Source organism: Endozoicomonas gorgoniicola (genome assembly GCF_025562715.2).
Classification (GTDB): Bacteria; Pseudomonadota; Gammaproteobacteria; order Pseudomonadales; family Endozoicomonadaceae; genus Endozoicomonas_A; species Endozoicomonas_A gorgoniicola.
This window is the reverse complement of sequence record NZ_JAPFCC010000001.1, coordinates 4,122,361-4,147,761: the sequence shown is the minus strand read 5'-3', so window position 1 is coordinate 4,147,761 and position 25,401 is coordinate 4,122,361. Positions and strand designations below refer to the sequence as shown.

The 25,401-nt window shown below is 48.2% G+C and carries 22 protein-coding genes; 14 read left to right on the top strand and 8 right to left on the bottom strand.

The genetic code is table 11. The annotated features are described in order from the left end of the window. The first annotated feature begins 104 nt into the window (after positions 1 to 104). Both NX722_RS18805 and NX722_RS18800 read left to right on the top strand, forming a co-directional pair. The gene (locus tag NX722_RS18805; RefSeq protein ID WP_262564378.1) at positions 105 to 1,064 is read left to right on the top strand and encodes a cobalamin-binding protein; all 960 of its coding nucleotides are present in this window, start codon (positions 105 to 107) and stop codon (positions 1,062 to 1,064) included. Continuing rightward, the gene (locus NX722_RS18800) at positions 1,065 to 1,778 is read left to right on the top strand and encodes a TonB-dependent receptor (RefSeq protein WP_262564377.1); all 714 of its coding nucleotides are present in this window, start codon (positions 1,065 to 1,067) and stop codon (positions 1,776 to 1,778) included. Here NX722_RS18800 and NX722_RS18795 read toward each other — a convergent pair. Continuing rightward, entirely contained in the window at positions 1,769 to 3,406 is a 1,638-nt protein-coding gene (locus NX722_RS18795) for an IS1634 family transposase (protein WP_262564376.1), read from the bottom strand. The genes NX722_RS18800 and NX722_RS18795 overlap by 10 nt on opposite strands. An 84-nt stretch (positions 3,407 to 3,490) precedes the next feature. Here NX722_RS18795 and NX722_RS18790 point away from each other — a divergent pair, with 84 nt between their 5' ends. Together NX722_RS18790 and NX722_RS18785 are read left to right on the top strand one after the other, a co-directional pair. Next, positions 3,491 to 4,669, top strand: coding sequence for a TonB-dependent receptor domain-containing protein (locus tag NX722_RS18790; RefSeq protein WP_262564375.1), 1,179 nt, complete (start codon positions 3,491 to 3,493; stop codon positions 4,667 to 4,669). A gap of 231 nt (positions 4,670 to 4,900) precedes the next feature. After that, a complete protein-coding gene (locus tag NX722_RS18785; RefSeq protein ID WP_262564374.1) occupies positions 4,901 to 6,742 on the top strand; it encodes an RNA ligase family protein in 1,842 nt (613 codons plus the stop codon). On the opposite strand, the gene NX722_RS18780 is transcribed toward NX722_RS18785, so the two are convergent. Together NX722_RS18780 and NX722_RS18775 are read right to left on the bottom strand one after the other, a co-directional pair. Next, positions 6,732 to 7,724, bottom strand: a complete 993-nt coding sequence (locus tag NX722_RS18780; RefSeq protein WP_262563592.1) for an IS30 family transposase — start codon at positions 7,722 to 7,724, stop codon at positions 6,732 to 6,734. The genes NX722_RS18785 and NX722_RS18780 overlap by 11 nt on opposite strands. A 396-nt stretch (positions 7,725 to 8,120) precedes the next feature. Next, positions 8,121 to 9,695 carry a class I adenylate-forming enzyme family protein gene (locus tag NX722_RS18775; protein ID WP_262564373.1) on the bottom strand — a complete coding sequence of 525 codons (1,575 nt, stop codon included), beginning with the start codon at positions 9,693 to 9,695 and terminating at the stop codon, positions 8,121 to 8,123. Between the two features lie 305 nt (positions 9,696 to 10,000). Between NX722_RS18775 and NX722_RS28960 the strand changes: the two genes are divergently transcribed. The 5 genes from NX722_RS28960 to NX722_RS18750 all read left to right on the top strand — a co-directional run bounded on the left by NX722_RS28960 (position 10,001) and on the right by NX722_RS18750 (position 13,124). Further along, the gene (locus NX722_RS28960) at positions 10,001 to 10,366 is read left to right on the top strand and encodes a helix-turn-helix domain-containing protein (protein WP_407648078.1); all 366 of its coding nucleotides are present in this window, start codon (positions 10,001 to 10,003) and stop codon (positions 10,364 to 10,366) included. Beyond that, a complete protein-coding gene (locus tag NX722_RS18765) occupies positions 10,285 to 11,133 on the top strand; it encodes an ISL3 family transposase (RefSeq protein ID WP_262564371.1) in 849 nt (282 codons plus the stop codon). The genes NX722_RS28960 and NX722_RS18765 overlap by 82 nt, the downstream gene beginning before the upstream one ends. Positions 11,134 to 11,201: 68 nt before the next feature. Next, positions 11,202 to 11,756 (top strand): hypothetical protein, encoded by a 555-nt coding sequence (locus NX722_RS18760; protein ID WP_262564369.1) that lies wholly within the window; start codon positions 11,202 to 11,204, stop codon positions 11,754 to 11,756. A gap of 120 nt (positions 11,757 to 11,876) precedes the next feature. Continuing rightward, complete coding sequence (locus NX722_RS18755) at positions 11,877 to 12,833, top strand: CNNM domain-containing protein (RefSeq protein ID WP_262564368.1); 957 nt, start codon at positions 11,877 to 11,879, stop codon at positions 12,831 to 12,833. Positions 12,834 to 12,911: 78 nt separating this feature from the next. Continuing rightward, the gene (locus tag NX722_RS18750; RefSeq protein WP_262564367.1) at positions 12,912 to 13,124 is read left to right on the top strand and encodes a hypothetical protein; all 213 of its coding nucleotides are present in this window, start codon (positions 12,912 to 12,914) and stop codon (positions 13,122 to 13,124) included. A 36-nt stretch (positions 13,125 to 13,160) separates the two neighbouring features. Here the strand turns inward: NX722_RS18750 and rsuA are convergent, their stop codons facing one another. Next, positions 13,161 to 13,853, bottom strand: coding sequence for a 16S rRNA pseudouridine(516) synthase RsuA (gene rsuA / locus NX722_RS18745; protein ID WP_262564366.1), 693 nt, complete (start codon positions 13,851 to 13,853; stop codon positions 13,161 to 13,163). A gap of 2 nt (positions 13,854 to 13,855) precedes the next feature. Then, on the bottom strand, positions 13,856 to 14,590 hold the full coding sequence (locus NX722_RS18740; RefSeq protein WP_262564365.1) for a YccT family protein: 735 nt from the start codon (positions 14,588 to 14,590) through the stop codon (positions 13,856 to 13,858). Positions 14,591 to 14,748: 158 nt separating this feature from the next. Between NX722_RS18740 and NX722_RS18735 the strand changes: the two genes are divergently transcribed. From NX722_RS18735 to NX722_RS18725, 3 genes are all read left to right on the top strand, one after another. Next, a complete protein-coding gene (locus NX722_RS18735) occupies positions 14,749 to 15,987 on the top strand; it encodes an NAD(P)/FAD-dependent oxidoreductase (protein ID WP_262564364.1) in 1,239 nt (412 codons plus the stop codon). After that, positions 15,980 to 16,795, top strand: a complete 816-nt coding sequence (locus NX722_RS18730) for an aldo/keto reductase (protein ID WP_262564363.1) — start codon at positions 15,980 to 15,982, stop codon at positions 16,793 to 16,795. Before NX722_RS18735 ends, NX722_RS18730 begins: the two co-directional genes overlap by 8 nt. A gap of 336 nt (positions 16,796 to 17,131) precedes the next feature. Then, a complete protein-coding gene (locus NX722_RS18725) occupies positions 17,132 to 18,631 on the top strand; it encodes a hypothetical protein (RefSeq protein WP_262564362.1) in 1,500 nt (499 codons plus the stop codon). Between the two features lie 31 nt (positions 18,632 to 18,662). Here NX722_RS18725 and hldE read toward each other — a convergent pair whose 3' ends face one another. Further along, positions 18,663 to 20,108 carry a bifunctional D-glycero-beta-D-manno-heptose-7-phosphate kinase/D-glycero-beta-D-manno-heptose 1-phosphate adenylyltransferase HldE gene (gene hldE / locus NX722_RS18720; protein ID WP_262564361.1) on the bottom strand — a complete coding sequence of 482 codons (1,446 nt, stop codon included), beginning with the start codon at positions 20,106 to 20,108 and terminating at the stop codon, positions 18,663 to 18,665. Positions 20,109 to 20,217: 109 nt separating this feature from the next. Then, the gene (gene msbA / locus NX722_RS18715; protein ID WP_322740939.1) at positions 20,218 to 22,035 is read right to left on the bottom strand and encodes a lipid A export permease/ATP-binding protein MsbA; all 1,818 of its coding nucleotides are present in this window, start codon (positions 22,033 to 22,035) and stop codon (positions 20,218 to 20,220) included. Between the two features lie 280 nt (positions 22,036 to 22,315). Between msbA and NX722_RS18710 the strand changes: the two genes are divergently transcribed. Together NX722_RS18710 and typA are read left to right on the top strand one after the other, a co-directional pair. After that, positions 22,316 to 22,990 carry a protein kinase family protein gene (locus NX722_RS18710; RefSeq protein ID WP_262564360.1) on the top strand — a complete coding sequence of 225 codons (675 nt, stop codon included), beginning with the start codon at positions 22,316 to 22,318 and terminating at the stop codon, positions 22,988 to 22,990. Between the two features lie 13 nt (positions 22,991 to 23,003). Continuing rightward, the gene (gene typA, locus NX722_RS18705) at positions 23,004 to 24,818 is read left to right on the top strand and encodes a translational GTPase TypA (protein WP_262564359.1); all 1,815 of its coding nucleotides are present in this window, start codon (positions 23,004 to 23,006) and stop codon (positions 24,816 to 24,818) included. Here the strand turns inward: typA and NX722_RS18700 are convergent. Then, positions 24,811 to 25,014 (bottom strand): hypothetical protein, encoded by a 204-nt coding sequence (locus NX722_RS18700; protein WP_265442368.1) that lies wholly within the window; start codon positions 25,012 to 25,014, stop codon positions 24,811 to 24,813. The two genes, typA and NX722_RS18700, sit on opposite strands and share 8 nt — an antisense overlap. Between the last annotated feature and the right edge of the window lie 387 nt (positions 25,015 to 25,401).

The following is a 25,401-nucleotide window of genomic DNA, read 5'->3' as shown; positions in this document are numbered from 1 at the left end:
AACCCCGGTGCATAAAAACCCCGGTGCATAAAAACCATAGTTTCGTTATGATGTGCGCCCCCTGAAAGACGGGGGAAGTAACTTCGACCAACCTCAGGGAAGTCATGAAACGCATTGCTTTCTTTCTGGCTTTATCTCTTCTTTCAGTCACTGGTTTTACCGATCAGGTTTCTGCGGCAGAATCGCCCCGCTGTGTTCAGGATGACCTGAGCCGGCAAGTGTGTACTGACAAACCCATACAGCGCATCATCTCTCTGGCCCCAAGTGTCACAGAACTGGTGTATGCTGCTGGTGGTGGCGAAAAAGTGATAGCCGTTGATGATCACAGTGACTACCCGGAGGCTGTCCAGGCACTGCCCAGAGTGGGTGGTTATCCGAACACCAGTGTTGAGGCGATTCTGTCAAAGAAGCCTGACCTGGTGATGATCTGGTCAGGAGGCAATGATTCACGGTTATCTGCTCAGCTGGAAAACATCGGACTGAATGTCTTCTATGCTGACCCCATTGATTTTGATGGTATTGCGTCGGTTATACGACGCATGGGGAAAATCATGGGCACAGAGGCTGTGGCTGAAAAGAATGCCGATGTCTTCTATAAACAGTATGAGTCGATCAGAAAACAGTTCAGCGACGCTGAGCCTGTGAATGTGTTTTTTGAAATCTGGAATAACCCGTTGATGACGGTCAATGGTGATCAGATTATCAGTCAGGTGATTGAGTTATGCGGAGGCGTCAATGTTTTTGCCACGGCTCGCCCCAGGGTTCCCAAGGTGGGCATCGAGGCGGTGCTGGCACAAAATCCCGATGCCATCGTCAGCTCGAAAAATGTGCAGGGCGGACACGACATCCAAAGTCGCTGGCAAAAATACCCGCAGATAAAAGCCGTCAAAAATGGCTTTCTGTTCACAATTCCCGGCGACCTGATTACCCGTGCAAGCCCCAGAGTCCTGAAGGGTGCCGAAGTTCTTTGTCAACAATTACAGGATGTCAGGGCTTTCAAGAAAAAGTCTGAGCTGACACCTGTGTCGAACGCTGAAAACAGCACAGCACAAGGAAAACAATAAATGTCGTATAAATTGCAGGCAGCCATTGGGGTGGCTATAGCCGGTTTTGTTAATACTTCCGTCGCTGCTGACGATGTGTATCGTCTGGATGATGTGGTGGTCACTGCTTCGCGAACCGCTCAGACCGTCGATCAGGCGCTGGCACCGGTGACGGTGATTACCCGTGAGGAGATTGAGAGGAGCCAGGCGAGTTCAGTGACTGAACTCCTGCAACGTACACCCGGTTTGCAGATAGCGACTAATGGAGGGCTGGGTAGTAAAGCAGGCGTAATGTTACGAGGCACACGAACCGCACAAACACTGGTTTTGATTGATGGTCACCGATTCAACTCTCCAAACGGTAATGAAGCCCCGTTGGAATACATTGATCCTGACCAGATTGAACGCATTGAGATTGTGCGCGGCCCGCGTTCCAGCCTTTATGGGGCGGATGCGGTGGGTGGTGTTATTCAAATTTTTACTCGCAAAGGTAAAGGTAAGCCCCTCTTTCAGGTTAAAGCCGGGGCAGGGAGTCGTGGTACTAGCGAATTAGGCTTGAAGTACGGTGGAGAAGTCGATGGAACCCGCTTTGATATCAGTGGTAAATTTTTTGAAACAGCAGGCTACGACCATACGGATTCTACTTTAGGGCGGGATGGTGATGACGACGGGTATCGGAATAAATCCATAGCAGCCAGTGTTTCACCCGTCATTCAGCACCTATATCAGGAATAAATCTCTTGGTACGGTCGACCAAGAATTGAAATGATGGTTAATTGCCTCTCCTGCAAGCCAACGACATGTTTTTCATGACCATCGACCAATAAAACATTAATTCCCTGAAAGCAAAAAAATACCCAGCGTGCAGTCGGATTCTGATAGGGCTTTCGCTTCATATCCGGAAAGAACCTACTCTGACGCTTTAATTCATGCCTGATTCGATGCTGTATCGCTGCGTAGACTAACAGGCAAAGCGTCATCACCATAAGCAACGCTTCTATACGTTCCGGCTTCTTTAAAAACAGCGAGGAGACCAGAAATTCAGGGCTTTTAAGAAACCGAAATCCACGCTCCACCGACTGCTGTGATTTATAAGTGCTCAACACTTCTGCTGAACTTAGCCGGCTCCTGTCCAGATCATTTGTTGCCAACACAAAGCACCCCAGGGAAGCCTCTGCTACTTTACGACAGTCAACGGATACCCAAGGATGACCGCTGACATAATACTCCACGCTATCTGGTTTGCTGTCTTTCTCCGGACGTCCCACTTTGGTATAGCATGGTTTTGTCGTAATTACAGGTTCTGCCTGACAATAATTGCTTTTTGATTGCCACTCATTGAACGCACGCAATGCGTCCGTTTCACACTTGAACGGTTTCTTCGCCAGCTTGCTGGTCAGTGCTTCCGCTTCTTTTTCTGACTTTTTCAACAGTTTTTTGAGCAGTGTTTTCTGTTCGCTTTTCCGAGCCTGTTCACTGCGAATCAGAACCCACCGTTGAGATACATCCGCATAGTCGGACAGTACTTCGCAGCTCTCATAACCTTCGGCATCTTCAACCGGTGTCATCGCACAAGAAGCGACACTGTCCACAAGCTCTCTTGCGGATTTTATTTTAGCCGGAACCCGGGTGATGAACTGTTGCTTTTGCTGATGCAATATCTGTACATTGTCTGTTGTATAAAGTGCAGCATCGCCGATCAGGTAACGATTATTCAGCGCCTCTTTGTAGCATTTCAAATGCTTGCTGATGACTTTTTTAAAATTAGTGTTGTCGTTTATATTGCCACTGGATGCGGCCATGAATACGGGAATACCCGCCTGATTTTCAGTCATTAGGAGCAGTATCGCCTGATTTAATTCAGGTCGGTGATCTCTGCTGTATCCACGACAGATTTTAATGCAGTTCAGATCTTCTTCATCGACTTCAGACTCACTGTTATAACGACCGTCCACATGAAAGCTGGTTGAATCAAGATTCAGAGCATTACACGGCAGTTTCAAGACATTAACGGCCTTGACAGCCAGTGATAAATAGACCTCACTTACACCCAGTTCAAAAATTTGATCCAAGGCTCTGCCGAGTACACTTTCGTTGATATGTTCCGGCTCTATACCCGGCCGAATAAGTTTATCCAGTGGTTTGTCGGCGTGAAACTCAGGGAACATGTGGAGTGTGCGAGCAGTGAAGCCCAGTCCGTTAAGCAGCATTGAGACAACGGTTTCTCCGAAGGAAATCTTTCTGGTTTCAGATTGGTTGGGAACCAGAGAATCCAAGAGGTTAGCGATCCCGAGCTCTTTGCACATACCGGCCACCAACCCCGTATGGTCGATGCGTTGAATGTGAAATTGATGAGGTTGCATGGCATATGCTCAGTCTGAAAATTTTTTACATTTTAGATGGTTTTAGGAAATTCTCAGATTAAGTGCTGAATGACGGTTTCACGGGTGTTTAACGATACTTTTGAAGTAGGAGCATCGGTTTCTCACTTTCAGGGTAAGTCAGAGTACGATCATAACTCAACCTTTGGTAATACGAATACCAAGCCATACAGTGACTTTGAACTGACAAATATCAGCACCTTTGCGAAGGCTAATATTCATGAAGACTGGAGCGCAGCGCTTAATCTGGGCTATAGCTATGAAAATATCAAACGCTTTGAAGAAGGTGGCAGCCCTAAGCCAGTTGTTACTAGTTATGGTAAATCCAAACGGTATACTGCCAGCTGGCTGAATGATATTGGCTGGTCAGAAAATCAGCTTTTAACGGCGGGTATTGATTATTCCAAAGAGCATATGGATAGTAGCTCCAATTATGCAGTGGACTCCAGATATAATGTCGGTGTTTTTGCCCAAAACCACACGACCTTTGATGGAAGTGATTTACAGCTGGGCTTACGACGGGACAAGAATGAAGCTTATGGTTACAACACAACTGGCAATATTGCTTGGGGTATTGATCTTTCAAATAATTATCGCTTGATCACGTCCTATGGAACAGCGTTCAGGGCTCCTACCTTTTTGGATTTGTACTATCCAGGTGCTGAAGCACCAAACCTGAAGCCTGAGTCATCGGAAAATTTTGAGGTAGAGCTTAAAGGCAAGATCAATCATACGACTAACTGGTCGGTTTCAATTTATCAAAATGAAATTGATGACTTGTTGGTATGGAATAATGGCCTTGGTAGCTTCGGACGGATGGAGAATGCTGATAAAGCTCGCATTCGAGGTGTCGAATTTGTTTACGTTACAGAATGGCAAGGTTGGTTGATTAATTCAAATCTGACCTTTGTTGATCCTGAAGATCTTAAGGCGAAAAGAACTTTGGGTCGACGAGCAAAGCAGTTGTTTAACCTGTATGTTGATAAACAGTTTGGTCAATATAGCCTGGGCTCCACACTTCGGGCTCAGGGGCATTCTTATGAGTATAATGACTACGCTGGAACGGTTAATCGCCTTTCAGGGTTTGCTACTGTGGATTTGCGAGCTGGGGTGCAGGTCTCTAAAGAGCTTAGAACAGAGATTAAGTTGACCAACTTAATGGATAAAGATTACTCCTCTGCTTTAGGTTATCGTGATGAGCCCCGAGGTGTTTTTGTAACATTTATCTGGTCTCCAGAGATTTAGATCGCTTTGATTGTCTGGCTGTTCCCTCGTTGCTGTGGGAACACTTTCACATTCTTTAGTTTGGTTTCACAAAGGATGCTTTTATGGCTCTCAAAAAATCCAAAGACATCCGCGAACTCTGCTACCCGTTTATCTATGAACAGTCGGCTCTGTAGAACCGGCTGACCGTTTGTAGATTTTTCTTTTTTCTCAACTATTCTCCATTTTCCTGATTATTAGTTGAGTTTAAAAATGCCATTAAAAGCCATATTACTGTGCAGTCTTACGACAAGCTTGATACCGGCAAGCCAGGCTCAGGCCATCGGTACCACTTTTGCAGGTCGAATAGACGGTGTGAAAATAGAAGTTCAGGGAGACAGTGTTTCACTAAAAAAACAGACATTACCTGACGTTCAGGATTCCGGGCTTAGCGCATTAATGAACAGCAAGGGAATTGAGAAGGTCAAGGTATGGCGAGATCAAATCGCCATTTATCCAGACCAGAATAAAGTACCGTATATTGTTAAGCTCCCGGCATTCATTGAGCCAACACCAACCGCGACAGGTTTTCCAGAAATTGACAGCACCGCTGGGCTGCAAATGCTGAATACTACCACTATTAAGCTGGTATCCACGGTGGTGTCAGCAACACCTTTACTCGAAACTTCTTATACTCAGTACAATACTGAAGTCATTTCTACATCCGAAATCAACCTTTTAAAAGGTGATGAAAAAACGCTTTATGCAACAGCTTCCATTCCTATGATGCCTCCTTCGTCTTCAATTTCACAAGATGGTAAGTCTGTTGATTTTGAATTTGAAAGCGACGATATCATACGGATTTACCCAGCTGGAACAAATGGTCATCAGGACGTGGCTTTTTTTGAAAAAATAATGGTTCAGGCACCAGATAATGAAAAAAAACAGGTTGACCGGAACCGACAGCAAGCTGTTACCAGATCAACACCAGCAAGTGATCACAGCACAGCCAGTGCTATGATCAGCCCATCGACGTCTGGCTATGCTGCTGTGTCAACACCTATGAATCAGCCGGAGGAGCCGGAGGCATCAGCTTCTACTTCTGAGATAAGGTTTGTAGCATATCCCGAAATAAAAAATAGAGATAACAAAAAAACGGTAGAGCTTATACGAAGCTTTTTAAAAGACAATCCAGAAATAGATCAACGCTGGGTTGTATCTGAAAAAGTTGATGGAGCCCATTGTGCTGTAGTCACGGATGGAAACAAAGTGCAACTCATGAGTCGCTCTCGCAATATTGATGATACCAGTCAATTTTACCACTCTGGTGAGGTTCTTGAAGAAATCAAGAAGAAAATTCTGAAAATGTTTGAAGAACATTGTAGTGAAGGGCAAACACTAACCATTAGAGGGGAACTTTTCGGAGGGAGCATAACGAAAAAAAATATTGACTATGGTCAAGAGCTACGGTTTGTTGCTTTTGAAATTTCTGTTGATGATAAAGAAATAGATTATTTTAAATTTATAAATTGGGCTTCCGGGTTTAATATCCTCACCGTACCGACGGTCAGTGTGGTAGATTCATTTGAAGATGCTCTGGAAGTTTCTCCGGTTTTTAAAAGTAACCTCCTTAATGAAGGTGTAGAGAGAAGACCGGGTGCCCAGGAAAATGCTGAAGGCGTTGTCATCAGACTTGTCACTCCCGGTCTTTTATCCAATGAAAAGCCCGCTATTTTAAAAATAAAAAACCCGCTATTCAGTGAGACGGATCACAGTAAGGTTGACTTGCCTGAAGGTCATGGTCTGAGTGAAGGGGGTAAGGCGTTGTTGATATCTTTATTGGTACATGCAACTCGAAACCGTTTGGAAAATGTTAAAAGCCATTTGCCAGCAGGAGAAGTAAATATAAATATAAATAAAGTTAAAAATATTTTTATTAATGACATTCTCAATGAAGCTTTCCAGGGTGATAGTAAGGAAATCAAAAAAATTAAGAAGCATAGGGAATGGAAGAAAATACAAAATAGGCTAATGGCAGAGTTCGAAAAGTTACAGGCTGAACTCGACAAAGATAGAACTATGATGGAAAGTAAAACACCTGAATTCAAGTCATAAGTGCATAACCCATGACTTTTCTTGCATCTATTCCAGTTGACTCTTTAAATGCCTCATAAGGAGTCTTGTAGCCCAGGCACTTTCTTGGCCTGTTGTTCAGCTTATCCACTGCAATGATGACATCTTTTTCTGTCACGCCATTAAGCTCCATCGACTTGGGGAAATACTGCCTTAGCAAACCATTAGCATTCTCATTCTGGCCTCTTTCCCAAGAATGGTAGGGGGCAGCAAAGTAGCTGTCACATTTTAAAGCTTTGGCAATTGATTCATGCTGAACAAACTCCTTTCCATTGTCGTATGTTATTGTCTTTACAAACCTTTTCAGAGGCTTGAGTACGTCAATTATTCCCTGTTTAACCGCTTTTGCCTTCTTGCCTGGTAGAGGGACAGCAAGGCGAAGCTTGGTTTTTCGTTCATCTAATGTAGCGATGGCTCCTTTATGATTTTTACCTATTACAGTATCAGCTTCCCAGTCACCAACTCGCTCTCTGTTGTTGACCACTTCGGGGCGTTCTTCAATGCCAACCCGATTTGGTATACCGGTTCGGTTATGAGCTGAACCGTATCGCTTTCGATAAGTTTTTTTCTGGTGCCTCAAGTGCTTATAGAGCGAGCCTCCGCGCCGTTTATCATCCGCTACAAATTGATAAATCGTCTCATGATGCAGCTTGATTACACCGTCCTTTTCAAGCCTTCCAGCCACTTGTTCAGGACTCCAATCTGAACGGATATCGTTTGAAATACGTTGTTTAATGTCGTCTGTCAGCTTAATAGCTTTTGGCTTATCTTTGTGCCGCTGCCGAGCTGTGCGATTAGCCTGTTGGTGCCTGTACCCTCTTTGCCCTTTATTGCGGTTTACTTCTCGCGACACGGTAGGCTGTGAACGGCCAAGCTTTTTAGCAATTTTGTTTTGTGAAGTCCCATTTTTGAGTTCAGTTTCGATATAATATCTCTCTTCAGAGCTCAGGTGTGTATAGGCCATCCTTGGCTTCCTCTGTATGGTTTGGTTGCTTTACAGAATACCCCTGAGTTCTGATTCACTTCAAAGGTTCTGAAACAATCCTCTGGTTACAGAGGTTATGCACTTATGATACGAATTCAGGACACATTAGTTTTTCATTAAACCTTGAATAAAGCCTCAACCCTATGAAGTCATATTTTCTGACTTATTGCTCAGGCGCTCTCGGTCTGTTCCTGCGTTGCAACTCTGGTCACATAGCTTGCTATGCTCCCGTCGTTGCACCTTTATGCCTTTCAGGGTTTTGCACTTATTACTTGAATTCAGGACCCGTCAAACCGCCCCCCTTTTGGTATTAAGGGGACGGTTTGCCCCTAACGCTTCCAGAGACAAGGCATTTCCCGGTTTATAAGCCTTAACTTACTCATCAAACAACGCTTCGTACTGCGACTTTAACGTGCTTTTCTGAATCTTACCGGTTGCCGTGACAGGGAAGGTTTCGACAGACACTATTCGTTTGGGTACTTCAAATCCGGCTAACCGGGCTTTGCAATATTGGATTATATCGGCTTCATTAAAAGGCTGGCCGGGGGCGATTTGCACAGCAGCACACACCGCTTCGCTCCAGCGTGCGTGAGGGACGCCAAAAACGGCCACCTGAACGACACTGGGTGCCGAAAGCAGAACCTGCTCAACCTTTACTGACGCTACATTTTCACCACCGGATTTAATCATGTCTTTCTTCCGGTCAACAAAAACCAGCTGACCACAGTTGTCTATAAAGCCAAGATCGCCAGTATGATGCCAGCCATGCTCACGGATTTTTCGTGACGCGTCTACATCGTCCAGATACCGGTTCATGACCAGTGGACCACGCCAGCATATTTCTCCCTGCTGACCGGGTGGTAACTCGTTACCCTGTTCATCCAGAATCGCCTGGTCGGTAATCATGGATGGAACACCCCAATAATTCGCGTCATCAAACTCAGTATCACTGTCATCATAAAAGGTACAGGAGAATGGCGTGAACTCAGACTGACCGCTGACCAGATGGAATCGACAGTTTTTAAATGCGGCTTTCAGCTGTCGCCTACTGGACGCTGGCATGGGAGCCATACCATACAGCCCTGTGGTGAGCTGGCTGAAATCAAACTGTTTCAGGTTGGGTAATGCCAGCAGCGCCTGCCACATAACGGGTAATAGCGCTGTACTTTGTATCTGTTCAGCTTCTAAAACCCGGGCGACGTTCAGTGGTTCAAACTGTGGTAACAGAACCAGCTTGCCACCCAGTTGCAGTGTCATTATGCATATAGAAAGTGATGCGCAATGGAAGGTGGGTAAAACAGCCAGTTGGCTGTCGTATTTATTGAAACCAAAGCTGAGCGGGTTACTCAAACTGGCCATGTACATTGACAGGTGCGAGGTTTCTACTCCCTTTGGTTTTGAGGTAGTGCCGCTTGAAAAGATAATATGAGCTGTGTCACGGTCATGAATGATAATATCGTCGATATCATGACTGTCCTGACCGGCTGCCAGCTGAGCCAGTGTCAGACCTTCACTGTCACCAATGGATACCCGGATACTAATGTTGGTTAAGGAGTCGTCAACCGTTAATGGTGCAAAGCGCGGCTCACACACGACAGCTTTTACATTAGCTTTTGACAGGTTGTAATGGATGTCTGTCACAGCCTGTAAAAAATTAATGGGTATGGCGATAAACCCACCTTTGTAGCAGGCAAACAGTACCGCAAAAAATTCAATACTGTTGGTAGCCAGCAAGGCTAATGAATCCCCCTGCACCATGCCCTGTTCTCGTAGCCCTCTGACCAGCTGGTTACTGAGCTGATTCAGTTCCTTATAAGTCACTGTGCTGCGGCCGTGCTCGCTGTAGCTAACCATAGCCGTTTTATTGGCAGTATCACGGGATCGCCGTCGCAACAGGTCGCCAAGGGCGATCCGTTCAATCAGGTTTGTTTCGAGTGCAAGAGGGGTCATTAGCAGGCTCCATTTTCATTTTCGCTATTGTTATCGGGGCGTTGCGAGCTTTTCAACCTGCTGCATCAATAAATATTGATCTATATTGCTTTGGCAATAAAAATTCATATCAGGAGAGGAGCATGTTCAGGAAAAGCTTGGTTCTTCCTTAATTTAAGTGGGTGATTTAGCATAGTCAGAACCACTCAATGCAAGGGGGCCGAGATGCGTGGCAAGCAACTGTACTCTCAGATACTGGGTATTCAAAGCCCTTGGTCAGTGTCTAATGTAGAGCTTTCTGTTAAGGACAGTCAGTAGAAGTTCACATTGAGCATAATAGCAAAAAGTCCTGCAAATGTAGTCGTTGTGGCAAACCCTGCCCAGGTTGTGATCACGTTGTCCAGAAGTGGCGTCACCTTGATACATGCCAGTTTCAAACCATCCTTGTTGCCAATGTTCCCCGTACCAAGTGTCCTGAGCATGGTGTGCTGGCGACACGAGTTCCATGGGCTGAAGCTGGCTCTCGTTATACTGCGCTGTTTGAAGCACTGGTTATTGACTGGTTGAAAGAGGCTACAACCCAAGCAGTTGCACAACAGATGAAGCTTAGTTGGACTGCCATAGACGGTATTCAGCAACGCGCTGTAAAGCGTGGACTGGAGCGCAGGGAGGCAAAGCCACCGAAGCGATAGCGGTCGATGTAACCTCTTTTCAGAAACGGCATGAATATGTCACTGTCATCACGGATCATCTTGAAGGCGTTGTGGTACATGTTGCCGATGACAGTAAGAGTGACAGCCTCAATGAGTACTTTGATACCTTGCCTGAAGAGCAGAAAAACGGGATTGAGTGTGTATCAATGGACATGTCTAAGGCTTACATCAAGTCGGTCAGGAAAAATGTTCCCGAGGCTGAGCTACGGATAGCATTCGACAAATTTCATGTTGCACAGTCGCTTGGCAAAGCCGTTAATCAGGTACGCATACAAGAGAATAAAACTCTACTGACACAGGGTGTAGAACTTCTCAAAGGAACTCGCTTTGACTGGCTGACGAACCCTGAAAACATGTCTGAGGAAAAATGGGAAGCCTTTGAACCACTGAGGAACTCGACGTTGAAAACCGCCCGAGCCTTGGCTATGCGGGAGATGGCTATGTCGTTATGGGATTACAGGTCGAGAGCTTGGGCAGTCAAAGCCTGGAAGCGCTGGTTGAGTTGGGCGCAACGCTGTCGTCTCGAGCCGATCAAGGAGGTTGACAGAATGGTCAAGGAGCATTTGTGGGGGATAGTGAATGCTATTGTTCTCAATGCAAACAATGGGCGTGCGGAAGGTATCAACAGCAAAATCCAAAGTCTGAAGAGCCGCGCTTGCGGGTACAGAAGCCGGGAACGATACAATACAGCGATCTACTTTCATCTCGGAGGATTAGACTTGTATCCAAGCGGAGTGAATCGTTGAAAATCGCCCACTCAAACAAGTGAAGAGCCAAAAGCTTACTATTCATTGTTTTCCAGCTTTCATGGCTGGTGATATCTGAAGCAGCTTTGGCACAGTTAACCAGGCTGGAAGGCTATAGCCACCGTTTTCAGTATGTTCACGATGACCAGACAATTGACATAAACCTTGATCCGGCTATAGGACGAGTCAATTATATTGCAGCCGTCAAGCTGACAAAATATACACGTTTTTATGTAGAAACGGAAAATGGCAGTCGTTATTTATACGCTTATTATTTCCCCGTTTATCCTGGACCATTAGCCAATTATTTCAAAGCTGTAGTAACCACGGCTGAGTACTTTTCTGCAGCTTCCACATCATCAGATACTTCAAATAACTTACCTTTTATCTTTAGTCTTCCAATAGGTCTTCCAATAGGTCTTCCACGAGGTATTCATACGCAATTGCAGAAAACAAGAACCTGGACAACAATAGAGGTTTCTGAAAGCTCCCGCGATGAACATCGACCAGAGATGGATATCAAAATTAACAATCCGCCCTCTCAAGATGAATCAGGCTGGCCTGTATGGAATGGGATTTATTCAGGCTCCTACACCATTCTTGAGGAGCTTTCCATGTTATAAGCCGGGACAAACGGAAGTTTTGCACGTATGTTAAATATAAAGGGCTAAGAAAATACGGGAGAAGCCGATAGTTAACAGTTCTGACCACTTCACCAGAACCGACCCTGAGGAGGAGCAAGGATGCTTCTTGTAGTAGTTGTTGCCGCTTTGATTGTTTTGCTGACCGCTGCCTTATCTGTGATTGAATCTGCCATTATATATGTTGATGAATTGAGACTGGCGACCATTCTGAGAAACAGTTCGAAAAACAAGCCAAAAAACCGGGACGATATCAAATACGTCATTCAACAAAAAGACAGGCATTTGTCGTCTATGGTGGTACTGATTACGTTAATCAGTATTGCCGGAAGCTCTGTTATTGGCGCAATTGCCGCCCGTGAGTTTAACGACCTTGGTCTGGCAGTTTTTACTGTACTGCTGACTTATTGCATGCTGGTGTTCGCAAAGATTCTTCCCAAACTGTATGCCGTACAGGTCGCCGATCAGGTACTGGATTACACAGCGCCCTTTGTCCGCTTTGTGGCCTTCCTGTTGCGGCCGGTTATTCGCTTTACCCTGGTGTGGACACGGCTGTTTGGCATTGAGGACAAGAGAAAGCCAACCCTTGATGAGTTGAAAGGCATTATTCGCCACTACGGCAAGACTGGCATTATTGCCAGAGGTGAACGCAAGATGCTGGAGCAGGCATTGACTTCTAACCGAACGACGCTGGGCAGTTTTCTGGAAGATACGGGGCCAACGGTTTGCCTTAAAGCGGAGGCAACTCTGGGTAATGTTCAGGAGCGGGTTCTGGACCAGCCTTATAAGCGTTATCTGGTGGTCGATAATGGTAAAACGACTGGCGTCGTTCTCTACCGGCACTTAACCAGCAGTTTGATTCGTGGGCATTACGATAAAAAGGTAAGCGAGCTGGCCAGACAGGTCGCCTGGCTGGAGCCTGATGCTACTTTGCTGGAAGCAATGCAGGCTCTGCATGAAACTCGCTCGTCGGTTGCCCTTCTGCGTGGTGCAGATCCGGAGAAAACCCGCATGGTGACTGCCAAACAGATTTATCGGGCTATTCTCCAGAGTGCCTGATTTCCATGCTATACGTGGCTCAATTTCTGCTATGCTCAGTTTCCGCACAATTTATAAGCAACAAGAAAGGTATGCAGTATGAGTCTTGAAGCTAGAGTCAAAGCGCTTGAAGAGAACCATGTTCATTGGGATCAGGTACTTGCTGGTGTTGAAGGTACTATCGCACTTATCTTAAATGAGCAACGAGACAAATTTAAGAAAGTTGATCAGCACCTTAAACAGCAAGATCGACGGCTGGACAAAATAGAAGAGCTACTTATCCAGATCGTTAATAACCTTGCTTCCAGATAACTTGCGCATAATAACGGTTCCCACCGGGAGCCTTAGCTATTTAACTGAATCAATTTCAACTTCAGTCAAATAACGCCACTCGCCGGGAGCCAGCTTTTTGTCCAGCTCTATCTGACCAACCTGTTCCCGGTGCAGCCCTACTACCTTGTTACCCAGTGCAGCAAACATCCGTTTAACCTGATGGTATTTACCCTCGGTAATGGTAAGCAGCACTTCAGTGGGCGACAGTATTTCCAGTGTTGCCGGTTTTGTAACGGTTTTTTCGTTACGTAACTCAACACCTTTGGCGAAAGCTTCAATGGCACTGTCCTGAATGGGATCCGCTAATTCGACACGATAACGTTTACCGCATACTTTTTTAGGCGACATCAGTTTATGCGACCACTGTCCATCGTCAGTGATCAGCAACAGTCCGGTGGTATCCACATCCAGTCGACCGGCAATATGCAGGGTGCTGACTTTATCAATATCCAGCAGGTTCAGGACGGAAGGGTAATCGTCGTCTGCGGTAGAGCTGATAAAGTCAACCGGCTTGTTCAGCATGATGTAGCGTAGGCCACGTAAAGACAACAGGTTGCCTTCAATTCGAACCTCTGCCCCTTCCGGTACTTTGAAACTGCCGGTTTTGATCACCTTGCCATTGCAGGTGACTTCTCCACCACGCAGCAGCCGTTTGGCTTCTGCCCGGCTGAGCTCAGTGCTTTCACACAAATATTTATCAAGGCGCATGGTTACTTCTGCTTTGCAGCCCAGTCCAGAAAGCTTTTGCGAGTCGCGTTGTCAGCTTCCATGTACCAGTATTTCAGCATGCGTTCAGCCATAATGTTTTCATCCGGCGTATTGTTGTTGGCGCCGGAATAAACCGAGCTATCCTGCCGGGCATTGGCAAAACCGTTGGCAAACTCATCCATCTGAACACCAGCCAGTTCCGGCAAGGCTGCTGCGTTATCGCTCTGGTTAAATTTGCGAACATCGGCAGCATAGTTGCGACCAATCTGAATACCACGGGAAGGCAGGATCGCAATCTCAAAGGGAACTTCTTTCTGTTGTTCATCCACCACGGTGATTTTACTGGCGGGGTCGCGGTTGATGGCATCAGCCTGTCGTTTATTAATCAATCGTGGCGCTTCAATCAGATAGTGATGACCGTCCAGCGGGTGAAAACTGATCACAAAAGGTCTGGAAGTAAACTGTTCCATATTATCACCAGAGCCGAGGGTTTCTTTCAGTTCAAAGACCACCTGGTGGCGCTTTTTAGTCAGTTTGATGGACTCGTCTCTGTCCAGGTCAAGGTCATTGGCAGCCTTGCCGTCAAGCACAAGCAGCTCTGCTTTGGCGGGTAGTTTGAGAGTGCTGTTTAGCTCGGCAAAGGCGGGCAAGCTTATTAATGTCAGGGTGAAAAACGGGAACAGCAGGGCTTTCAATGTACTGGCAGCTTTCTTAGTAGCTTGCATAGCAACTCGCATGAGAACAACCTTCATCAGTAAATATTCAAGGGAGGCACAAAATGCACCAGAGGTGCTGCAAAAGCAAGTGTGAATGTCTCTGCTGAGGGCTTTCAGGGCGTGAATTCTTGATGCTAACTACTTATACTTGCCGCACTTAACCTTAACTAATCATACTTATGAACCAAACCGTAGAAACAGGCAACATGACCGATATTAACGCAGATGTTGTGGTCATCGGTGGCGGTATTGCCGGGCTCTGGCTGTTTAATACCCTGAACAAACAGGGCTATAAGGCACTGCTGCTGGAAAATGAAACCCTGGGGGGCGAACAGACGATCAAGTCCCAGGGCATTGTTCATGGCGGAACCAAGTACACACTGTCTGGCAATCTGACCAAGGCTGCGGAGTGTATTGCCGGTATGCCGCAGCGCTGGCGTGATGCCCTGGCCGGACAGGGGAATGTTGACCTGAGCGATGCCAGAGTGTTGTCTGAATACCATTATCTGTGGTCTCCGGGTGATATTGCGTCACGCATGACCTCCTTCTTTGCCAGCAAGGCATTACGCGGACGTGTGAATCAGGTCAAAGAGCGTGAAAGTCTGCCAGCGATTTTCCGTAACGACAGTTTTCGTGGCACGGTTTATCAGCTGAACGAGATTGTTCTGGATATTCAGACGGTGGTGAAAAGTCTGGTCAGAGGGCTGGAGTCCCGCACTCTGAAGGTTGACTGGACCTCTGACAGTGGCGACTCACGTCTTGTGACGGATAATGGTGAAATTGCCTTTATTGAGCATACTCAGGGCAATGTGACCTATCGAATCCATGCCCGCAAATTTGTACTGACTGCCGGTGAAGGTGCACGTACCCTGATGGGACGCTGGGGCATCAGCGAACCTGAAATGCAACTCCGTCCTTTGCACATGGTCATGGTGAAGCACACTCATCCTGATCCTCTTTATGCCCACTGCCTGGGTATCAAAACTGTGCCACGGATGACCGTGACCAGCCATCCGACAGAAGACGGCCAGTGGGTCTGGTATCTGGGCGGTGAGATTGCTGAAGATGGTGTAAAGCGTACCCCGGAAGAACAGATTCGTGTGGCACGTCGGGAACTGGCAGATATCCTGCCCTGGGTAAACTTCGATAACGCCCAGTGGTCGACCTTGCGGGTTAATCGTGCAGAGCCTAAACAGTCCAGGTTGCTGCGTCCGGATGCCGCCTTCTGTCAACCGATGGGCAATGGCATTGTCACCTGGCCGACCAAGCTGGCGCTGGCTCCGAACCTTGCGGACGAAGTCGGTCATCTTCTTGGTGCAGACAGTATTCAACCTTCAGGCAATGAGGAATTTGCACTGCCAGCAAACCTGAAACATCCTCAAGTCTGTGAACAGTTCTGGAGCAAGCATTTTGACTGACCCCCTGTTACCAGTCCGGCCTGTGGCCGGTACTGATATTGCGGTGTCGCCTCTTGGCTTTGGCACCGTCAAGCTGGGACGTGACCAGCAGGTGAAATACCCGAGAGGGTTTAAGATTCCTGACGACCACGCAGCCAGCGATTTGCTGGCTCTGGCCCGGTCCCTGGGCATTAATCTGCTGGATACGGCACCAGCCTACGGCACCAGTGAAGAAAGACTGGGCAAACTGTTGAAAGGCCAGCGTCAGGACTGGGTGATTTGCAGCAAGGTGGGTGAAGAGTTTATTGAGGGTGAGTCCCGCTTTGACTTTTCACCGGAGTACATTCGCTTCAGTATTGAGCGCAGCCTTAAACGACTGAAGACCGATTATATTGATATGGTACTGGTTCATTCCAGTGGCGATGATGTCAATATTATTCAGCAGTATGGTTGTCTGGAAGTGCTGTCAGACCTGAAGAAAGAGGGTCTGATTCGTGCCACCGGAATGTCCACCAAAACAATAGACGGCGGTATTATGGCACTGGAGCAGTCCGATATGGCCATGGTGACTTATAACCTTAATGAACAGGCTGAAAAGCCGGTTCTGGACTATGCCGCAAAACACGACAAAGGCATTCTGGTCAAAAAGGCACTGGCCAGTGGGCATGCCTGCCTGGAAGGTGAAGACCCGGTTGAGAAAAGCATGGAGCTGGTGTTTGGTCATCCGGCAGTTGCTTCGGCGATTATCGGAACGATTAATCCCAAACACCTTAGGGAAAATGTTGAAACCTGTGCCAGAGTTTTGAGAAATAGAGTTCGCGGTTTTTAAACGATTTTCCGGCCGGTGTCAGATTAGAAATTCTGATATAGGCCGGAAATTTCAACTACCTTCGGCAACCACTGTTTTGGCAGGTTTGGTTAATCATCTTTTTTCGAGGGCTCATTTCGGATGTTGCGCTCAGGAAAAATAAAAAAAGCAATTTACAGGCTGATCTGGCTTATCCTGCCCTGCTTGATCTCAAGCTCTCTTTATGCGTTTTACTACAGAATATCCTATACCAGCACATCGGGTGAAAGAGTTAGCTTTTACATAAAAACCCATGCTTTTATAGAAGGCAGGGAAGTTCACCTCAATAGGGTTTGGTTACAACAGCACTCCACTTTTTTGTCGTTTGGTTCTTTTACTGTGGTGGGGCTGCCAAGATACACGGTAGAGCCCGTTGAGGCAGCAGACACACTGGGGCATTTTGTATTCAATATTCTGGGCGGTCCGGAGATGAGTACTCTGTATCTCCACAATCCGAACGAGTCCGCAGGAACAGACCGTGAACCCAATAGTAATGGTGTGTACAGGGTCGACCCTGGTGTCGAGCTAGCCAGAACAGTGCTGCCTGCACTGCAACTGATTGAAGGGGAGCTGGCCCGCTCCAGTATTCAGGAAATTTCCGGGGTATCCGGGGTATCTGGGGTATCTGGGGTATCTGGGGTATCTGGGGTATCTGGGGTAAATTACGTGAATGAAGGCAATCAGTTTGACCTGTACGTTCACTTTATCACAAGCCTTTCAACCCCTGACGCCTCAACAATAGACAACGCCTGTTCTCTGGCAGACAGTCTGCTGGCAGAGGGTGTTATCAGTGGTTGGCGACACCAGTCCCGAAGCATAAGGCGGCCTGTAGAAAATATGTTAACTCTCGTGTTTTCAGGCCTGTTCGCCCCCGACAGCTCAGACCCTGAGGGCGAAATATCTCAACAGGAGTGCAGTACTCAGGGTAGTCAGCGTTATTCAGACAGCAACAGTTACAGAAGGGGCAGACTGCAAATTCTTCTTACCCGATTTTTAGAGGCAGGCTGGAACGGCTGTAACACTCTGGTTTTTCAGGTTGGTTATTCTCAGGGAGTTTATATAAACCTGAATGATCTTGTACATGAAAATGTAAGAATGTCATACGATGCTGGTACTGTGCGTCTTTTCTCGAATCAAATCATAAGTCGGAGGATCGATAGTGTTTCTGAGGATGTTGAATCAAATAGAGCAACAAGAAGCACGCAGCGGCCAAGTGACGAATACTCCGGTTATTTGTCCGGTGAGTATTGGCAGATAATCGAGATTCTGCTCAGTCATAATCTTGCAACAGTATACAGGAACGCCAATTTCGACAGGCAAAACTGCACCACCCCTCGGTACTTTTTAATCAGCTCTGCACTCTTTCGCCCTAATAGAGGGCCTTACTGGATAATTAAGATGATCAGAGATTTTGAGATGCTCAGAAATCGTATTGCTGCCTCAGATTTATCTCTGGAACTCAGATTTATCAACATAGAAGATGAACGAGACGAAGCACGCACCCGAATAAACTTTATGCTGGTGAGCTATATAAACGACATTGATCAAAAAAGAGGTACGCGTCAGCTGGTTCAAAACATAAACTTATCGACCAGCTTCATGACCTGGGCAAGGGAGTGGCATCCTGTATTCATATCTGCTCAGCGGCAGGACTCTGCAGTAGCGTTTGTTCCAGCCCAAAGGTTGAGCCTTGTGCCTGCCGGTGAGGTTGTCTTGGGAGATATACCTTTAGAAACAATGGGTAATGATCACCGGGAAACAAGAGAAGAGGGTTGTGATTGCCCCCCGGGCAGTGAGAACCGTTCTGCTTTCGAGTAGCGGGAAGATCCGTTATCTTCCCGCTATCAGTTTATGCCGTTTCTTCTACTGACTGATCCGTACGGATTTTTTCAACAATAGCGGTTGTTGAACAGTTATCCAGAAACGCCAGCACTTTTACATCGCCGCCGTATTCATAAACGATGTCTGCGCCGACCACTTCGTCAATGCTGTAGTCTCCACCTTTTACCAGTACATCGGGTTTGACTATGCGCAGCAGGTTTTCCGGAGTGTCTTCATTGAAACTAACGACCCAGTCTACCGCTTCGAGGCCTGCCAGCACCGCCATACGACGATCTTCGGTATTAATTGGACGCCCTTCGCCTTTCAGACGCTTAACAGAGTCATCACTGTTGATGGCCAGCACCAGACGGTCACCCTGCTTGCGTGCCTGTTCCAGATAACCCACATGTCCGGCATGGATGATATCGAAACAACCATTGGTAAAGACGATTTTTTCACCGTGGGCGCGGGCATCTTCAATGGCAATCATCAGCTGGTCTGTGGTGACAATGCCGCGTTCTGCACCTAACTCCCGGTTCACTTCACGACGCAGCTCGGGCATGCTGATGGTGGCCGTACCGAGTTTGCCCACCACAATGCCTGCCGCAATGTTGGCAATGGCCGCAGCCTGAGGCAGCTCGGAACCCGCTGCCAGCGCTGCCGCCAGAGTAGAAATAACCGTGTCGCCAGCACCGGTCACATCGAACACTTCCCGGGCTCGGGCAGGCAGGTGAACTTCCTGACGATCTTTGCAGATCAGGGTCATACCGTGCTCACTGCGGGTGATCAGCATGGCTTCCAGCTCCAGCTCCTGCATCAGCTTGTGACCTTTGTCGACCAGCTCCTGTTCGTCTTTGCAGTGACCGACCACCGTCTCAAACTCTTGCAGGTTGGGCGTAATCACAGTGGCTCCGCGATAACGCTCAAAGTCAGTACCTTTAGGGTCAACCAGAACCGGAATGTTGCGGGTGCGAGCTGTGCAAATCAGTTGCTGGTGGTTTTGCAGTGTGCCTTTGTTGTAATCAGACAGTACCACAGCATCTATGTTATCCAGCAGGGCTGCGGTTTTCTCTTCCAGAATGTCGCTGCTCAGGCTGTGAAACGCTTCTTCATGATCCAGGCGAATCAGCTGCTGGTGCTGGCTGATAACGCGCAGTTTGGTGATGGTCCGGGCATCCGGTATACGGGCAAAGTCACAGAAAACGCCCGCTGCTTTCAGCCGGGTTTGCAGGGCATCAGCCGCTTCGTCATCACCGGTGGCTGCAATCAGCCATGCAGGGGCTCCCAGAGAGGCAATGTTCAGGGCAACGTTACCCGCGCCACCCGGACGGTCTTCCTCCTGACCAATACGGACAACCGGTACTGGTGCTTCCGGAGAGATTCGTGAAGTCGCACCATGCCAGTAGCGGTCCAGCATTACGTCGCCAACCACCAGGACCCGGGCCTGGTCGAAACGGGGCAGAGTCAATTTCATTCAGTGTATTCCACTTTCATTTTTGCCTTTGAAAGGCGAGGGGCTGATCGTATTGACCAGCTCCCATATATCGAACAAGGTTAAAACAGTATCAGGCTGGCGTATGTAATTACAGCGCTTCCAGCAGGGCTTCCTGATCTTCTTTAAACTGCAGTTTGTGCAGCTTGGCGTAGTGACCACCTTGGGCCAGCAGTTCGGCATGGTTGCCGGTTTCGACAATCTGGCCCTTATCCATCACCAGGATCCGGTCGGCGTTTTCAATGGTGGACAGGCGGTGGGCAATGACCAGCGTGGTTCGCCCTTTCATCACTTCTTCCAGCGCTGCCTGTATATGGCGTTCGGACTCAGTATCCAGCGCCGAGGTTGCTTCATCAAGAATAAGCACCGGGGCGTCTTTCAAAATCGCCCGGGCAATCGCCAGCCGCTGACGCTGACCACCGGAGAGCAGTACACCGTCTTCACCGACCAGAGTATCAAAACCTTCTGGCATGTTAGCCACAAACTCGCTGGCATAAGCCGCATCGGCAGCCGCTTTAATGTCGGTTTCACTGGTTTTATCTAGCAAGCCATAGGCGATGTTCTGGCTGACCGTGTCGTTAAACAGGGTGACATTCTGGTCAACCAGGGCGATATGGCTGCGCAGGTTTCTCAGGGAAAAGTCTTCGACATCGGTGCCATCCAGCAGAATCTGCCCCTGCCCGTGATTGTAAAAGCGGGGTACCAGATTAGCCAGAGTGGTTTTGCCCGAACCGGATCGACCCACCAGAGCTATGGTCTGACCGGGTTCTACGGTAAAGCTGATATTGTCCAACGCAGGGCGGTCAGCATTCGGGTACTGGAAGGTAACGTTTTTGAATTCCAGGCGGCCTTCAATTTTCTCTGAGGTGAAGGAGCCGTGGTCAGGCTCAGGCGTTTCATCCGCCATTTTAAATATACTTTCAGCAGCGGCAATACCCCTTTGGATATTGGCATTGACTTCACTGAGCTGACGAATCGGTTTCGGAAGCAGGGCAGCTGCGGTCACAAAACTGACCAGAGAGGCAGTGGTTGCATCACCCTTCAGCCAGAGTACCAGAAAGAACAGGATCGCAAGGGCAGAATTAACCAGCAGTTGCAGGGTTGGCGTGTGAATAGCCGAAGCCTTGGTCATTTTGAGGCTTTGTCGGGTGTTTTTGGTACTGGCTCCTCTAAAACGATCTCTTTCGTAGTCTTCGCCACCAAAGCCCCGTACAACTCTGTAGCCATTAATGCTTTCAGAGCTGACATGAGTCAGGTCACCCATAGAGTCCTGAATTTTTGAACTCAGCTTACGGAAACGCTTGCTGGCCGTTGTCACGACCAATGCAATCAGAGGACCCACAGCAAAGAATACCAGCGTCAGCTTCCAGTTTGTCATCAACAGGTACAAAATCAGGAAAACCACGGTCAAGCCTTCACGAACCACCACCTTGATGGCGTCAGTGGCGGCAGTGGTCACCATGCCAACATTGTAAGTGATACGGGCTATGAGATGACCGGAGTTATTGTTGTCGAAATATTCATTAGGCAGCTGCATCATGTGGTTGAACATCAGACAGCGCAGGTCATGAACGATATTCATACCCACTTTTGCGAGGTAGTAGTTACCCATAAAAGAGCCGATACCGCGCAAAATCGCAATAACGGTCATAACGGCTGGTATCAGTGCTGCCGAAGCAAACACTTCAATGGGTACAAATCCACTCAGGTCTTTGCTGATGGTGGCATGGCTGCCTTCCAGGGCTTCTACAAAGTATTCCAGCAGCCGGGCAAAGGCGGGCTGGCTTAATGCAAACAGGGCGTAGCCGAGCAGGCTGATAACAAAGAAGCCGGTGTAGGGCTTTACATAGGACAATAGCCGCAGATAAATCTGCAGGCCACTGGCCTTGGCTGGTTCTGACATGGCCATTAAAAATCAATCAGTTAACGAGTTCGCTATTGTGGATGAAGTCATAGCATTGCTCAATGCAAACCGAGTCAAGACTATGAAAAAGCCGCAAGCGGGGAATATTAGCACAAATGTGCAATGGGGATGGGAGGGGGTGACTACGGCGCCTGCAGGCGTACCCAGCTGCCAGGCAAATCCATTTTAACGCTTTCATAACGATTGTAATGAGCATTTTTCATCGGTATGCGTTAATATTCAGCGCTTTTTAATTTCCCCGGTGATTGCAGGTAAATATCAGGTGATGCGGCGGCTGTTTGGCAAGCGACTTTCTGACAGGGATTTTCAGACCTTGCGCAAGGGCGCAGAAGTTATCGAGCGCGATGGGGATGGTGATAAAGTCCTGCGTCTGAACGATGGCTCGTTCCTGAAACTGTTTATGGTAAAAAGCCGGTTCAGTTCTGCCCGGTTCCTGCCCTATTCTGTTCGTTTTGCACGAAATGCCGACAGGCTGCATCAACTGAATATTCCGACGGTAAAGATAATTAACTGCTACCGTATACCGTCTATTGCAAGAACCGCAGTGCATTATCAGCCGTTGCCGGGCAAGACCCTGCGGCAGGCGCTGCCTCTGGTCAGCGAACAGCAGAGACAGCAGTTACTGGCAGACAATGCCCGACTGATCGCCAGAATGCACAGGCTGGGCGTGTATTTTCGCTCAGCACACCTGGGCAATATTGTGCAGCAGCCCGATGGTACTCTCGGGTTGATCGATATTGCCGATATGCGCTTTAGCTTCGGCGCTCTGAAAAAAGAGTTGTGCTTAAGGAATTTCTGTCACATGGCCCGTTACGAGGTCGATGTGGCTTACCTGCTTGAAAATAACACCTTCCCCTCGGTGTATGCGGAACAGGCCAATAATATAGACGCTGAAGAAGTGGCCCGTGTTATTCAGGCAGGAACTGTAAACGAGATTTGATGAGAGAAAGAAAGTGATAGAAAAACTTCGCAATATAGCCATCATAGCGCACGTTGACCACGGTAAAACGACGCTGGTAGACAAACTGCTACAACAGTCCGGTACTCTGGGTCGCAAGGATCAGGGTGCTGAGCGCATCATGGATTCCAACGATCAGGAAAAAGAGCGCGGCATTACCATCCTGGCGAAAAATACGGCGATCAACTGGCAGGATTTCCACATCAATATTGTGGACACGCCGGGACACGCCGACTTCGGTGGTGAAGTCGAACGGGTTATCTCCATGGTGGACTCCGTATTGCTGCTGGTCGACGCCGTAGATGGCCCAATGCCCCAGACGCGTTTTGTGACCCAGAAGGCGTTTGAGCAGGGACTGCGCCCAATTGTGGTCATCAACAAGATTGACCGTCCGGGCGCCCGTCCTGACTGGGTAATGGATGAAGTGTTTGACCTGTTTGACCGTCTGGGTGCAACTGAAGAGCAGCTGGATTTCCCGATCATTTACGCTTCTGCCCTGAACGGTATTGCCGGTGATGACCCTGAGAATATGGCGGAAGACATGACGCCACTGTTCGAAATGATTACCCGCAACGTACCGGCGCCCAAGGTGGATGTTGACGCACCTTTCCAGATGCAGGTGTCTGCCCTGGATTACAGCAGCTTCCTGGGTGTTATCGGTGTGGGTCGTATCACCCGTGGTACTCTGAAGCCTTCCACTCCGATCAAGCTGATTGGTGCAGATGGCAAGGTACGCAGCGCCAAAATTCTGAAAGTGATGGGCCATCTTGGTCTGGAGCGTGTTGATGTAGAAGAGGCCCGTGCGGGTGATATCGTCTGCGTGACCGGTATCGACAAACTGAATATCTCTGACACCCTGTGCCACCCGGATAATGTTGAAGCGCTGCCACCACTGACTGTGGATGAGCCAACCGTTAGCATGACCTTCCAGGTTAACGACTCTCCGTTTGCTGGTCAGGATGGCAAGTATGTGACTTCCCGTAATATTAAGGATCGTCTGGAGCAGGAACTGCTGCACAACGTTGCCCTGCGGGTAGAACAAGGCGACAGCGCCGACAAGTTCAAAGTATCGGGTCGTGGTGAGCTGCACCTGTCTGTTCTGATTGAAACCATGCGTCGTGAAGGCTTCGAACTGGGTGTTTCCCGCCCTGAAGTAGTGGTACGCGAAATCGACGGTGTCAAACAGGAGCCATACGAACAGGTGGTGATTGACATCGAAGAAGAACATCAGGGTTCCCTGATGGAAGAGATGGGTCTGCGTAAAGCTGAACTGACCAATATGGTACCAGACGGCAAAGGTCGTGTACGTCTGGAATTCGTCATGCCAGCCCGTGGCCTGATCGGTTTCCGTTCCCAGTTCCTGACCATGACGTCCGGTAGCGGTATCCTGACCAATGTCTTTGATCACTACGGTGTCGTAAAAGACGGTGAAGTGACTCATCGCCAGAACGGTGTGCTGGTTTCCATGGTCAACGGCAAGGTGCTGGGTTATGCCCTGTGGAATCTACAAGACCGTGGTCGTTTATTCCTGCCGCCTAATGTTGACGTGTATGAGGGCCAGATTATTGGTCTGCATAACCGTGATAACGATCTGGTGGTTAACCCGACTAAAGGTAAGCAGCTGACTAACGTCCGTGCCTCCGGCTCTGATGAAAACATTCAGCTGACGCCACCGATTCGTCACTCTCTGGAGCAGGCTCTGGAGTTCATTGATGACGATGAACTGGTAGAGGTAACACCTAACCACATTCGTTTGCGCAAGAAGTTCCTGAAGGAGCATGAGCGTAAGCGTGCCAGCCGTTCTAAATAAATAACAGCGTTTGCTGTGTGAGGAGGCCTTGTGCCTCCTTACTTTTTTGTTTGCCCAGCGAAGCGGGCAAACCCGTCAGGCTGAAAGAAGCCTGAGCCGCCCCGACTGAGGGGAAGGCAATCTGAATGGCAAGGGCGTAACTGGCCAACGGTTGGGTCTGAAGGAAGCCATAGGAAGTCAGAGGTACACAGCGCAAGCGAACCTGATTCGGCAGGTTGGGAGCGGCAAGCGTGCGAAATAGCGCAAAGCCCGATACTCAGTCAGTCCCAACTCTGTGCTTGAGGGTGGCATTTCTGACAGGGAACCGTTTAGTAACTGGGGAAGCCTGGCATCAATCTCTGAATCTCAGGGGCTGTTATCGCAAGAGGAAACTCAAGGGTAACAGTGGTGTGAGGTGGCAGATGATCCTGTAGTAGTGATGAAATTCCGGCCTGTGAAGGCGGGTAACCGTTCGGAGGGCAAAACCGGAATGACTACAGCCAGAGTGACTGTAGGGCATGTGTCGTCAAAAGCGGCAGATGTTGCGAAGGGGTGAAGCATTCTTAAAGAACAGTCAGACCGCAGGAATGACACTGTGAGCGCA

Bases quoted from the DNA above. Each gene is read 5' to 3' on its own strand.
- NX722_RS18805 (WP_262564378.1), top strand. From the start codon at position 105: ATGAAACGCATTGCTTTCTTTCTGGCTTTATCTCTTCTTTCAGTCACT.
- NX722_RS18800 (WP_262564377.1), top strand. From the start codon at position 1,065: ATGTCGTATAAATTGCAGGCAGCCATTGGGGTGGCTATAGCCGGTTTT.
- NX722_RS18795 (WP_262564376.1), bottom strand. From the start codon at position 3,406: ATGCAACCTCATCAATTTCACATTCAACGCATCGACCATACGGGGTTG.
- NX722_RS18785 (WP_262564374.1), top strand. From the start codon at position 4,901: ATGCCATTAAAAGCCATATTACTGTGCAGTCTTACGACAAGCTTGATA.
- NX722_RS18780 (WP_262563592.1), bottom strand. From the start codon at position 7,724: ATGGCCTATACACACCTGAGCTCTGAAGAGAGATATTATATCGAAACT.
- NX722_RS18775 (WP_262564373.1), bottom strand. From the start codon at position 9,695: ATGACCCCTCTTGCACTCGAAACAAACCTGATTGAACGGATCGCCCTT.
- NX722_RS18755 (WP_262564368.1), top strand. From the start codon at position 11,877: ATGCTTCTTGTAGTAGTTGTTGCCGCTTTGATTGTTTTGCTGACCGCT.
- NX722_RS18750 (WP_262564367.1), top strand. From the start codon at position 12,912: ATGAGTCTTGAAGCTAGAGTCAAAGCGCTTGAAGAGAACCATGTTCAT.
- rsuA (WP_262564366.1), bottom strand. From the start codon at position 13,853: ATGCGCCTTGATAAATATTTGTGTGAAAGCACTGAGCTCAGCCGGGCA.
- NX722_RS18740 (WP_262564365.1), bottom strand. From the start codon at position 14,590: ATGCGAGTTGCTATGCAAGCTACTAAGAAAGCTGCCAGTACATTGAAA.
- NX722_RS18735 (WP_262564364.1), top strand. From the start codon at position 14,749: ATGAACCAAACCGTAGAAACAGGCAACATGACCGATATTAACGCAGAT.
- hldE (WP_262564361.1), bottom strand. From the start codon at position 20,108: ATGAAATTGACTCTGCCCCGTTTCGACCAGGCCCGGGTCCTGGTGGTT.
- msbA (WP_322740939.1), bottom strand. From the start codon at position 22,035: ATGGCCATGTCAGAACCAGCCAAGGCCAGTGGCCTGCAGATTTATCTG.
- NX722_RS18710 (WP_262564360.1), top strand. From the start codon at position 22,316: ATGCGGCGGCTGTTTGGCAAGCGACTTTCTGACAGGGATTTTCAGACC.